The sequence below is a fragment of the Halomonas sp. HK25 genome, from assembly GCF_047795635.1.
Lineage (GTDB): Bacteria > Pseudomonadota > Gammaproteobacteria > Pseudomonadales > Halomonadaceae > Halomonas.
In genome coordinates, this window is sequence record NZ_CP181044.1 from 1,823,674 (window position 1) to 1,835,853 (window position 12,180).

The 12,180-nt window shown below is 67.4% G+C and carries 10 protein-coding genes and 1 pseudogene; 9 read left to right on the top strand and 2 right to left on the bottom strand.

The features are described 5' to 3' along the window. Window positions 1-125: 125 nt before the first annotated feature. Window positions 126-605: an RES family NAD+ phosphorylase gene (locus ACM26W_RS08715; RefSeq protein WP_416140440.1), complete on the bottom strand. Its 480-nt coding sequence runs from the start codon at window positions 603-605 to the stop codon at window positions 126-128. Next, window positions 605-1,042, bottom strand: a complete 438-nt coding sequence (locus ACM26W_RS08720) for an antitoxin Xre/MbcA/ParS toxin-binding domain-containing protein (protein ID WP_416140441.1) — start codon at window positions 1,040-1,042, stop codon at window positions 605-607. Before ACM26W_RS08720 ends, ACM26W_RS08715 begins: the two co-directional genes overlap by 1 nt. Window positions 1,043-1,226: 184 nt before the next feature. Between ACM26W_RS08720 and ACM26W_RS08725 the strand changes: the two genes are divergently transcribed. The 9 genes and pseudogenes from ACM26W_RS08725 (at window position 1,227) to ACM26W_RS08765 (ending at window position 11,966) form a co-directional block, all read left to right on the top strand. Next, a complete protein-coding gene (locus ACM26W_RS08725) occupies window positions 1,227-3,461 on the top strand; it encodes an OsmC domain/YcaO domain-containing protein (RefSeq protein WP_416140442.1) in 2,235 nt (744 codons plus the stop codon). 314 nt (window positions 3,462-3,775) lie between these two features. Beyond that, a pseudogene (locus ACM26W_RS08730) lies at window positions 3,776-4,936 on the top strand (AMP-binding protein); the annotation flags it as partial. Then, entirely contained in the window at window positions 4,931-5,413 is a 483-nt protein-coding gene (locus ACM26W_RS08735; RefSeq protein ID WP_416140846.1) for an AMP-binding enzyme, read from the top strand. The pseudogene ACM26W_RS08730 and the gene ACM26W_RS08735, both read left to right, overlap by 6 nt. Beyond that, window positions 5,410-7,419: a pyruvate dehydrogenase (acetyl-transferring) E1 component subunit alpha gene (gene pdhA / locus ACM26W_RS08740; protein WP_416140443.1), complete on the top strand. Its 2,010-nt coding sequence runs from the start codon at window positions 5,410-5,412 to the stop codon at window positions 7,417-7,419. Before ACM26W_RS08735 ends, pdhA begins: the two co-directional genes overlap by 4 nt. After that, window positions 7,416-8,645 carry a dihydrolipoamide acetyltransferase family protein gene (locus tag ACM26W_RS08745; RefSeq protein WP_416140444.1) on the top strand — a complete coding sequence of 410 codons (1,230 nt, stop codon included), beginning with the start codon at window positions 7,416-7,418 and terminating at the stop codon, window positions 8,643-8,645. The genes pdhA and ACM26W_RS08745 overlap by 4 nt, the downstream gene beginning before the upstream one ends. Beyond that, window positions 8,642-8,890, top strand: a complete 249-nt coding sequence (locus ACM26W_RS08750; protein ID WP_416140445.1) for an acyl carrier protein — start codon at window positions 8,642-8,644, stop codon at window positions 8,888-8,890. Before ACM26W_RS08745 ends, ACM26W_RS08750 begins: the two co-directional genes overlap by 4 nt. Window positions 8,891-8,985: 95 nt before the next feature. Next, a complete protein-coding gene (locus tag ACM26W_RS08755; protein WP_416140446.1) occupies window positions 8,986-9,459 on the top strand; it encodes a GFA family protein in 474 nt (157 codons plus the stop codon). A gap of 696 nt (window positions 9,460-10,155) precedes the next feature. Beyond that, entirely contained in the window at window positions 10,156-10,857 is a 702-nt protein-coding gene (locus ACM26W_RS08760) for a VOC family protein (protein ID WP_416140447.1), read from the top strand. A gap of 236 nt (window positions 10,858-11,093) precedes the next feature. Further along, a complete protein-coding gene (locus ACM26W_RS08765; RefSeq protein ID WP_416140448.1) occupies window positions 11,094-11,966 on the top strand; it encodes an EamA family transporter in 873 nt (290 codons plus the stop codon). Window positions 11,967-12,180 lie beyond the last annotated feature (214 nt).

Here is a 12,180-nt window from a genome sequence, read left to right on the forward strand (position 1 = left end):
GTCGACCCTGCGCGTTGAGGTCTAGCAAGGAGCGCAATGCCAGCCGTGTCGCTCAGGTCGAAGGCCTCGGGCTCGCGGCGCACCGAGGCGAAGCCGCCGTTGTTGGCGTGGGCCGGCCGGGCCCCTCAGCGCTGCCGAAAGACGCGGGGGTTGTAGCGCGCCGGGATTGCCTCGATCAGCCGCAGCCCCTCGATGTCGTCATGCAGCGGATTGACCAGGGCGATCGTCTCGAGACCGCGAGGCACCGCGCAGCTTGGCACCCTCAGGACCAACTCGCGGCGAGCCCGCAGCCACGCCGAGCCGATGGCTTGGGTAGCGGCGGGGTAGGGGAAGGCGGCCCAGTCGTCGGGAAGGACGTGAGGGTCCAGCGTCTCCGCCTCGGCGCTCGCCACCTCGTAGACCCCCAGCTGGTAGGTGGCCGGCACATGACGGGGCGAGGGCAGGTAGTGGCTCATCTCCAGCATCGCCAGGCTTGGCGAGCCGGCGAAGTAGAGCACCGGGTCACCGGGCCGGTTCCAGCGGGCGCCATCTCGGTAGCTGGCGCCGGTGCCGGTAAAGACCTCCAGGAAGTATTCCGGGGCGATCCGGTAGAGCCGCATCGTCATCAGCTGAACTCGCCGTACTCGATCTTGCCCAGTGCGTCTCTGACCAGCTGGCGGCCCTGAAAGGTGTCGCACAGCGCCAGGGGTGTCTCGCCGGCCAGGGCAGGAATCGGAGCGGCGAGCCAGTCGGCGGCCACTCCCGCATCATCGAATACCGCCTGGGCGTAGCGCACCAGGCGCAGAGTATCCAGTACCTCCTCGCTTGCGGTGCGGCCCAGGGCGGCGCGCTTGTAGTAGCGGTGCAGGTTGCCGGAGGTGGTCTCCAGCAGGGTCACGAACAGCTCCCGCGCCTCGGGCGTGTTACCCAGGGCGTCGATGGCCTCGCGGATTAGCTGGCCAGGCACGCCGCGGCGCACGGTGCGGATGAACTCGGCAGTGTCGTCGAAGACGGCGGGATCCAGGCCCTCGGTGACGACCCCATGCAGCTCGGCAGTGGACATGGCGGCTTCTCCTGGGCAGGCGACACCCTTAGTTTACATCGTTTTGAAGAACTTGGCGCATCGATATGATGAAAGTGCGGATGCAGACTGGTGAATTTTGGTCAAGCGCCCATGACGCCCGGCGGGAAAAGCTGGATAATGGCCGGTTCTCCGCCCTCGCCCTGCCCAACTCGTCCGGTGTCCCATGGAAATCAAGGTCAACTATCTCGACAACCTCCGCCTGGAGGCCAAGTTCGACGACTTCACGGTCATCTCCGACCAGCCCATTCGCTACAAGGGTGACGGCTCGGCGCCGGGGCCCTTCGACTACTTCCTGGCGTCCTCGGCCATGTGTGCGGCCTACTTCGTCAAGGTCTACTGCAACGCGCGGGATATCCCCACCGAGAACATCCGCCTGTCGCAGAACAACATCGTCGACCCGGAGAACCGCTACCAGCAGATCTTCAAGATCCAGGTCGAGCTGCCGGAAGATATCTCGGAGAAGGACCGCCAGGGCATCCTGCGCTCCATCGACCGCTGCACGGTGAAGAAGGTGGTGCAGACCGGCCCCGAGTTCCAGATCGAGGTGGTGGAGAACATCGACGAGGACGCCCAGGCCCTGTTGATGGGCAAGACGCTGGGCGGGGCGAATGCCGAGCAAGGCACCTGGATCGAGGGCAAGGACCTGCCGCTGGAGAAGACCATCGCCAACCTCTCCGCCCACCTGGCGGAGCTCGGCATGAAGATCGAGATCGCCTCCTGGCGGAATATCGTGCCCCACGTCTGGTCGCTGCATATCCGCGACGCCGCCTCGCCGATGTGCTTCACCAACGGCAAGGGGGCGACCAAGGAGAGCGCGCTGTGCTCCGCGCTGGGCGAGTTCATCGAGCGCCTGAGCTGCAACTTCTTCTACAACGATCAGTTCTTCGGCGAGGCGATCGCGGACAGCGAGTTCGTCCACTATCCCAACGAGAAGTGGTTCCAGCCGGGCCCGAAAGACGCGCTGCCGGCGGAGATCCTCGATGAGTACTGCCGCGAGATCTATGACCCGGAAGGGGAGCTGCGCGGCTCGCATCTGATCGACACCAACTCCGGCCGCGCGGATCGCGGCATCGTCTCGCTGCCGTTCGTGCGCCGGTCCGACGGCGAGACGGTCTACTTCCCGTCGAACCTGATCGAGAACCTCTACCTCAGCAACGGCATGAGCGCCGGTAATACCCTGGCCGAGGCCCAGGTGCAGTGCCTGTCGGAGATCTTCGAGCGGGCGGTGAAGAAGCAGATCATCGAGGAGGAGCTGGCGCTGCCCGACGTGCCCCAGGCGGTGCTGGCGCGCTACCCCGAGATCGTCGAGGGCATCGAGGCGCTGGAGGCCCAGGGCTTCCCGGTGCTGGTCAAGGATGCCTCGCTCGGCGGGCAGTTCCCGGTGATGTGCGTCACCCTGATGAACCCCAAGACCGGCGGCGTCTTCGCTTCCTTCGGCGCCCACCCCAGCTTCCACGTGGCGCTGGAGCGCAGCCTCACCGAGCTGCTTCAGGGGCGCAGCTTCGAGGGCCTGAACGACTTCCTGCCGCCCACCTTCAACTCCCTGGAGGTATCGGAGCCCAACAACTTCGTCGAGCACTTCATCGACTCGTCCGGCGTGATCTCCTGGCGCTTCTTCAGCGCTCGCTCGGACATCGCGTTCAGCGACTGGGACTTCTCCGGCAGCGGCTCTCGCGGCACTTCCAGCAGTACTCAGGAGGAGGCGGCGACGCTGTTCGGCCTGCTCGAGGAGATGGGGTTGGAGGCCTACATGGCCGTGCATGAGGACCTGGGCGCACCGGTGTGCCGCATCCTGGTGCCCGGGTTCTCCGAGGTCTACCCGGTGGACGATCTCGTCTGGGACAACACCAACGTGGCGCTGCAGTACCGCGAGGATATTCTCAACCTCCACCGCCTGAGCGACGGCCAGCTGGTCGAGCTGCTGGAGCGACTGGAGGAGAGCCAGCTCGACGAGCACATGGATATCATCACCCTGATTGGCATCGAGTTCGACGAGAACACCGTCTGGGGCCAGCTGACCCTCCTCGAGCTGAAGCTGCTGATCAACCTGGCGCTCGAACAGCACGAGGAGGCCCTGGAGCGGGTCGGCATGTTCCTGCAGTTCAATGACAACACCGTGGAGCGCAACCTCTTCTACCGCGCGGTGCAGGCGGTGCTGGAGATCGCCCTGGATGACGAGTTGGAGCTCGACGACTTCCGCTTCAACCTCGGGCGCATGTTCGGCGAGGCGACCCTGGAGGCGGTGGTGGGCTCGGTGAACGGCAGCGTGCGTTTCCACGGCCTGACGCCCACCAGCATGGCCCTGGAAGGGCTCGACCGGCATCACCGCCTGATCGAGAGCTATCAGAAGCTGCACGCCGCACGCGCCGCCCGGGCGGGGCTGCGCGCGCCGGCCTGATCGAAGGCGCGGCCACCAGGCTGACTGCCAGGGCCTCGCCCGTCATGACAAAACCCCCGAACCAGGCCGCTGGTTCGGGGACTTTGCGTTGCGGGGCGCGATGAGCGGGCCATCCTGCCCGGGAAGCGCTCTCTTGACCTCCATCATGGTGGTGCTTCGAAAAAGGGCACTACGCTTTATTCGAGAGGCGCCGTGTAGGTCCCTGAGACGGCGACCCCAGGAGGTGGCCGATGCGCCTGTCCCCGACCCTGCCCGATTACGCCGCCGCACGCGCGTCGTTCAGCTGGCGTGACGCCCGAACCTGGCTCCCCGCCATGCCCGGTGGCGGCATCAACATCGCCCACGTGGCCCTGGACCGCCACCTCGATACCCCCACCGCCGAGCAGACGGCGATCCGCTTCCTGCCCCGTGAGGGCGATCCCGTCGACATCAGCTATCGTGAGCTCACGGCGCGGGCCAACCGCTTCGCCAACCTGCTGGCGGCGCTGGGGCTCAAGCCCGGCGACGGCGTCTACTGCCTGGCTCATCGTATCCCCGACCTCTACGTCGCCGCCCTGGGCACACTGAAGCATGGTGGCGTCTTCACGCCGCTGTTCTCCGCCTTCGGGCCGGAGCCGATCCGCTCGCGGGTGGAGATCGGGGCGCCGGTGGCCATCGTCACCACCGAACGCCTCTATCGGCGCAAGCTGGCCGACTGGCTCCACCAGATGCCCTCGGTGAAGCAGGTGCTGTTGATCGGCGAGGTGGAGGAGGCCCCTCGGGGCACCCTGGATGTTGCGCAGGCCCTGAGCGAGCAGTCGCCGGACTACCCGACTCGGCCCATGGCTGCGGAGGACCCGGCGCTGCTGCACTTCACCAGCGGCACCACGGGTCGCCCCAAGGGCGCCATCCACGTGCACGAGGCCGTGGTGGCCCATCACATCACCGGCCACTACGCCCTGGACCTGCATCCGGGGGATATCTACTGGTGAACCGCCGATCCCGGCTGGGTCACCGGCACCTCCTACGGCATCATCGCGCCGCTTACCAACGGCGTGACCCTGGTGGTGGACGAGGAGGAGTTCGACGCCGAGCGCTGGTACCGCATCCTCGACGAGCAGCGGGTGGCGGTCTGGTACACCGCGCCCACCGCCATCCGCATGCTGATGAGGGTCGGACCGGAGCTGGCGCGTCGGCATGATCTCTCGAGCCTGCGTTTTCTCGCCAGCGTGGGCGAGCCGCTCAACCCGGAAGCCGTTCACTGGGGGCGGGAGACCCTGGGGCTGCCGTTCCACGACAACTGGTGGCAGACCGAGACCGGCGGGATCATGATCGCCAACTACGCCAGCATGCCGATCAAGCCCGGCTCCATGGGATGCCCCGTGCCGGGCATCGAGGCGGGCGTGGCGCGGCGCACCGACGCCGGCATCGAACTGATCGATGACCCGGACGAGACCGGCGAGCTGGTGCTCAAGGCCCCCTGGCCCTCGATGTTTCGCGGCTATCTCCACGAGGCGGCGCGCTACCGCCAGTGCTTCGCCGGGGCCTGGTACCTCACCGGCGACCTGGCCCGTCGCGACGCGGAGGGCTACTTCTGGTTCATCGGCCGCGCTGACGACGTGATCAAGTCGTCCGGGCACCTGATCGGCCCCTTCGAGGTGGAGAGCGTGCTGATGGAGCACCCGGCGGTGGCCGAGGCCGGGGTGATCGGTATCCCCGACGAGGTCGCCGGCGAGACGGTCAAGGCCTTCGTGTCGCTCAAGCCGGGCCATGAGCCCAATGAAGCGCTGCGCAAGGAGATCCTGGGGCTGGCCCGCAAGCGCCTCGGGCCGGCCGTGGCGCCCCGCCAGGTGGAGTTCCGCGACCGCCTGCCCAGCACGCGCAGTGGCAAGATCATGCGTCGCCTGCTGCGGGCCCGGGAACTGGGGCTGCCGGAGGGCGATACCTCGACGCTGGAAGGAGGCCGGGAATGACCACGCCCTCGACCGACAAGCCGCGCCTGTCCCGGGCGCACCTGCTCGACCTGCTGCGCCAGATGCTGCGCATCCGCCGCTTCGAGGAGCGCTGTGTGGAGCTCTATACCCAAGAGAAGATCCGCGGCTTCCTGCACGTCTATATCGGCGAGGAGGCCGTGGGCACCGGGGTGATGCACGGGCTGACCCCCGACGACGCGGTGGTCTCCACCTACCGGGAGCATGGCCATGCGCTGCTCAACCGCATCCCCATGGAGCGGGTGATAGCCGAGATGTACGGCAAGCAGGCCGGCTGCAGCAGGGGGCGCGGCGGCTCCATGCACCTCTTCGACGCCGCCGCCCGCTTCATCGGCGGCAACGCCATCGTCGGCGGCGGCCTGCCGCTGGCCGTCGGCCTGGCCCTGGCGGACAAGCTCGCCGGGCGCAGCCGGGTCACCGTCTGTTTCTTCGGCGACGGCGCCGCCGCGGAGGGCGCCTTCCACGAGAGCCTCAACCTGGCGGCCCTGTGGAAGCTGCCGGTGCTCTTCGTCTGCGAGAACAACCTCTATGCCATGGGCACGGCACTGCGCTACTCCCATGCCCAGACCGAGCTCCACCTCAAGGCCGAGGCGCTGGGCGTTCCCGCGGAGTGCGTCGACGGCATGGACATCGCGCGGGTCGAGGCGGCCAGTTCGCGGCTGCTGGCGGCGCTGCGCGCCGGTGAGGGGCCGCGCTTCCGGGAGTGCCGCACCTACCGCTTCCGCGCCCATTCGATGTTCGACCCGGAGCTCTACCGCGACAAGGCCGAGGTGGCGGAGTGGAAGACGCGCGACCCCATCCTGCGCCTGTCGCAGTGGATGCAGCAGTCCGGGGTCCTGCATGAGGGCGAGCTGGAGACGCTGGAGGGCGAGATCGCCGCGGAGGTGGAACGTGCCGTGGCCTTCGCCGAGGCGGCGGAGTGGGAGCCCGAGGCCAGTCGCTTCGAGTACGTCTATCGTGAAGCAACCGCCGCACCGATGGCGCCGCCCGCCGCCGAGTCCGAGCCCGTGGAGCTGAGCTTCCGCGAGGCCTTCCGGCTCGGCCTGATCGAGGCCCTGGAGCACGACGAGCGCGCCTTCCTGATGGGCGAGGACATCGGCCACTACGGCGGCTGCTACGCGGTCAGCCGCGGCCTGCTGGAGCGCTTCGGCCCCGAGCGCATCCGCGATACCCCGCTGTCGGAGAACGGCTTCACCGGCGCCGGCGTCGGCGCGGCGCTCGGCGAGGCGCGTCCCATCGTCGAAATCATGACGGTGAACTTCAGCCTGCTGGCCATGGACCAGATCGTCAACGCCGCGGCCACCCTGCTGCACATGTCCGGCGGCGAGTTCTCCGTGCCGCTGGTGATCCGCATGGCCACCGGCGCCGGCCGCCAGGTGGCCGCCCAGCACTCCCACAGCCTGGAGAACTGGTACGCCCACGTGCCGGGGCTCAAGGTGCTGGCCCCCGGCACCCTGGAGGATGCGCGTTACATGCTCTGGTCGGCGCTGCAGGATCCCAACCCGGTGCTGATCTTCGAGCACGTGATGCTCTACAACCGCGAAGGCCGGCTGGCGCCCTGCCCACAGGGCGTGGACATCGAGCGCGCCGCCATCCGCCGCCCGGGGCGCGACCTCAGCCTGATTACCTATGGCGGCAGCCTGCCCAAGACCCTGGACGCGGCCGAGACCCTGGCCGAAGAGGGCATCGAGGCCGAGGTGTTGGACCTTCGCGTGCTGCGTCCCCTGGACACCGCGACGCTGCTCGCATCGGTTGGTCGCACCCACCGCGCGGTGATCGTCGACGAGGGCTGGAAGACCGGCAGCCTGGCCGGCGAGATCGCCGCGATCCTCGCCGAGCAGGCCTTCTGGGCGCTGGATGCACCCATCGAGCGCGTCTGCACCGATGAGATCCCCATTCCCTACCCGCGGCATCTGGAGAACGCCGCGCTGCCCCAGGTGGCGGACATCCTGGCGGCGGCCCGCCGCGCCATGGGAGCCGCACCGTGAGCGATTTCCTGATGCCCTCGCTGGGGGCCGACATGGAGGCGGGCACCCTGGTCGAGTGGCAGGTAGCGCCGGGCGACCGGGTGGAGAAGGGACAGGTCGTCGCCGTGGTGGAGACCGCCAAGGGCGCCATCGACGTGGAGGTGTTCGAGAGCGGTGTGGTCGAGGAGTGCTACGTGGAACCCGATACCCGGGTGCCGGTGGGCACACCCCTGGCCCGCATCGGCAGCGGCGAGCGGATAGTCGACGAGCGACCCGGTGTCGTACCGGAGCCCGGCGCCGCCGAGGCAACAGTCCCCGAACCAGCCGAGGAGCCGCCGCCCGCCCCGGTGCCGCTGCCACCGCAAGGCCCCGGGCCTGTCATCGCACCCGCCCCCGAGGGCGGCCGGGCAATGGCCTCGCCGGCCGCGCGCCGCCGGGCGCGTGAGCTCGGCGTGGCGCTGGAGTCCCTGAGCGGCAGCGGGCCCGGTGGCGCCATCGTGCTGCGCGATATCGATCAGGAAGCCGCCGGCGGCACGCCCCGGCCCGCGCCCCGGACCGAGCCCAGGCGCGGCGGCGACTTCGACCGCGACGAGATGCGCCAGGCCATCGCCGCCACCATGAGCCGCGCCAAGCGCGAGATTCCCCACTATTACCTGGCCACCACCCTCGACCTGTACGCCGCCGAGCGCTGGCTCGCCGACTACAACCGCGAGCGGCCGCCCGAGGCCCGCCTGCTGATGGCCGCGCTGTTCATGAAGGCGACCGCCCGGGCGCTGGCGCGCTACCCGGACCTCAACGGTCATTACGACGAACAGGGCTTCCACCCGGCCGAGCGCGTCGACCTGGGCATGGCCATTCACCTGCGGGGCGGTGGCCTGATCGCCCCGGCGGTTCGGGATGCCGCGACGCTGGACCTGCCGGCGCTGATGAGCCGCCTGCAGGACCTGGTGCAGCGCGCCCGCCGCGGCGGCCTGCGCGCCTCCGAGCTCGGCAGCGCCACGGCCACCGTGACGGCGCTGGGTGAGCGCGGCGTGGACACCGTCTACGGGGTCATCCATCCGCCCCAGGTGGCGATGATCGGCTTCGGCTCCCTGCGCCGGCGCCCGCTGGCGGTGGACGAGATGCTGGCGATTCGCCCGGCGGTGGACGTCAGCCTGGCCGCCGACCATCGCGTCTGCGACGGTCACCTGGGCGCCCTGTTCCTCAACGAGATCGACGCCCAACTGCAACACCCGGAGGCGCTGTGAACAGAGACCAATTGCGTGCCATCGTGCTCGAGGAGCTCTCGGCCATCGCCCCGGACATCGACATCGCTCACCTCGATGACCGGGCCCGGCTGCGCGACGAGTACGACCTCGACTCCATGGACGCCCTGAACCTGCTGGCCGCCGTGCACCAGCGCCTGGGGGTGAACATCCCCGAGAGCGAGTACGCCCGAATGCCGAGCCTACAGGCGCTGCTGGACTACCTGGAACCGCGGATGGAGAGTTGACTCAGCCGGCCACAGCAGCCGGAACTCCCCCTCCCGGGCCACTCCATGGGGAAACGCTAGACTGGAAGCAGCCACGATGCCCGGGAGGAGACGTCATGCTGCTCGAAGGTTCCTGCCACTGCGGTGCGGTGCGTTTCCGCGTCGAGTCGCCGCATCCCTATCCCTACCAGCGCTGCTACTGCGCCATCTGCCGCAAGACCGCCGGAGGCGGCGGCTACGCCATCAACCTGAGCGGGCGCGCCGAGACGCTCGAGGTCCAAGGCGCTGAGCACAAGGGTGTCTACCACGCCGTGATCGACGGCGAGGAGAGCCCCGGCGAGCGCCACTTCTGCCGGCACTGCGCCTCGGCGCTCTGGGTCTATGATCCCCACTGGCCGGAGCTGGTCCACCCCTTCGCCTCGGCCATCGATAGCGAGTTGCCGATCCCGCCCCAGCGGGTCCACCTGCTGCTCGACAGCAAGGCCGGCTGGGTGGAGGTCGAGGCACGCGAGACCGACAAGTGCTTCGCCGGCTATCCCGAGGAGAGCATCGCCGAGTGGCACCAACGACTGGGGCTGGAAGATCCGTGAACCGCCCCACGAACCCCGATATCTATGCGGCGGCCCTCACCGGCTGGCAGCGCGAGTGCGCCGCCTCGTCCGGGACGCCGTGGCGCTCAACGAGACCCTCGGCGACCCCAGGCTGGCCGCCAAGCTCCGGTGAATCGGCCATCGCAACTCGCCTACGACCAACCGCGGCTTTGCACCCGACATTACCTCTGTTTACTCTTGATTACTAAGGCGCCTGAAGACGGGCATGGGTTACCAAGAAGAGCGTGACCAGTTAGCCATCGGCATCGAAATGACGCCCCGTAGCAATCTCCGCGATGGTCTGTCGATTTTCTCTTTCACCGTTCGACTATTGGCTGTTACTGCAAAATCGACCAGGAGGAATGATGACACGAGTACGCGTCGAGAGCTTCATCATCTCGCTTGACGGATACGGAGTGGGTCCGAACCAAGGCATCGACAACCCACTCGGCGTTGGCGGAGAGGGTCTGCACCAGTGGCTAATCCCAACACGCACGCTACAGTGCGCCTTATTCGGCAAGGAGGGCGGCATGACCGGGGTTGACGATGACTTCGCCGCGCGAGGCTTCCAGAATGTTGGGGCTTGGATCCTCGGGAGGAACATGTTCGGACCCATGCAATAGGCAGCCCCAGGATCGACTCGAACTGTATGCTCACCCGATACCACACTGATGCGATGCCAACCCGGATGCCAACATGAGCAGACCCTTTGTCCCAGGCGTCGGCGCCGTCTTCAGCGCCGACATCGCCGTTCCCCAACACGCGCGAGAGGTGCGCTTCTACTCGCGTGTGCTCAGCACGGGTGAGCATCCGCTGTGGCGCGAGGATGACCTGATGAACAACCTGGGCATGCCCATCATTGGCCTGGGCGCGCGCAGCGCTGATTATGCGCACCTTCCGCTACAGTGGATGCCGCACATCCAGGTCGCCGATGTGGCGAGCAGTGTGCAGCGTGCGCTCGATCTGGGCGGGAGCGTGCTGATGCATGCCAAGGGCGACGATGGGCAGAGCCAGTGGGCGGTGCTGCTCGATCCGAATGCGGCGGCGTTCGGGATCATCCCCGTCGTTCCTGCGGAGGCGATTGCCTCAGGTGCCGGCGCGGCAGTGCCCGGCGCGGCGGCGCCGGTGGGACGCATAGCCTGGCTCGACCTGACGGTCCCCGACGCCGCCGCAACTCAGGACTTCTATCGACGGGTCGTCGAGTGCTCCGTGCAGCGCGTCGACATGGAGGACGGCGGAGCGCGTTACGCCGAATACAACTTGCTCGGAGAAGCTGGCAACCCGGCGGCGGGAGTCTGCCAGGCGCGCGGCGCAAATGTGGGGCTGCCGCCGGTCTGGATGATCTACCTGCCCGTGGGCGACCTAGCCGACAGCCTCCGTCGCGTACAGGAGGAGTGAGGCAAGGTCATCAAGGTGATGCCAGGAGCGGATGGGGAGTACGAATATGCGGCGATTCAGGATCCGGTGGGAGCCTGCCTGGCGTTGATAGCGGGGTAGGGGAAGACCGCCCCCCGCCTCCGCCCCCCCCACACAAAGCCCCGATTCGGCACTGCGCCGGTGCGGGGCGTTTCGTTGGCGGTAAAGTCCCCCGGCATTAGCGAACTGCGGGATTACCAATGCCACAAGGAGGCCATATGGCAAGATTCAGTACAGCGTTCGTGGTATTGGCGGCGCTATTCTGGGGGCTGGCCGGCGGCATCGGCGGAATGCTGATGGCCGACGGCTGGGACTCTCTCGTGGTGTCGTTCTACCGGGGCGCGATCGGGCTGGTGTTCGTGTTTATCTGGCTCGCCTTACGCCCGCATCGCAGCGGGTTGGCCAGTCGTCAATTATGGTTCTGGTCGGTGATTGCTGGACTCGGCGTGGCCGGCAATTTCACCTTCTATTTCATGAGCATCGCCGAGGGTAGCGTCGCGGTGGCGGCGACGCTGATGTACTGCGCCCCGGTGTTCGTCTTTCTCGTCTCCTTCGCCCTCAGGCTCGAAAGACCCACGCCGCTCAAGTGGGCCGCGATTGCCATGGTCATGCTGGGCATTGTATTGCTGACGCGCATCTACGAGGTCGGGACGGGGGGAGTCACCCCCTTCGGCGTCGCCGCCGGGCTGCTTGCCGGGCTGTCCTATGCCATCTTCATCTTCGGCTTCAAATATGCGGCACACCACGGTAGCCCCCAGGCGATTCTCGTCATCGCGTTCTCGGTCCTCGCCCTCATACTGTTCGGGCTGAGTGATGCCGACCAGACCCTGGCGGTGCTGAGCACGCCGAGCTGGCCGCTGTTCGCCGTGCTGGGGGTGCTCGGCGCAGGCGTGTCGTTCTTTCTCTATATCGTCGGGCTGAACAATACCGCACCGGCCGTGGCGTCCATTGTGGCCATGGTCGAGCCGGTCACGGCATCGCTGTTCGGGGTCGTGGTGCTGAGTGAAAGCCTGGTCGGCATCCAGCTTGTCGGCATGGGCCTGATTCTGGGCACGGTGACGGTGCTGAGCGTATCTTCCAGCGCTCGATAAGCTTACGGCTCTTTGTACAGCGCATGACGACCTCGTGGATAACACCACTGGCGTCAGAGGGCAGCACGAAAGGTCCAGTCGGGGCAGACACTCCGATAAACCTCATGACCAGGACGACACGACGTAACTGTGTGGATGGCTTCAAGGCGAATTCGGTGAGCCTGGTCGTTGAAGTCCCAGCGAAAATCATAAGTGATTTTCTTCGGGGTGTCAT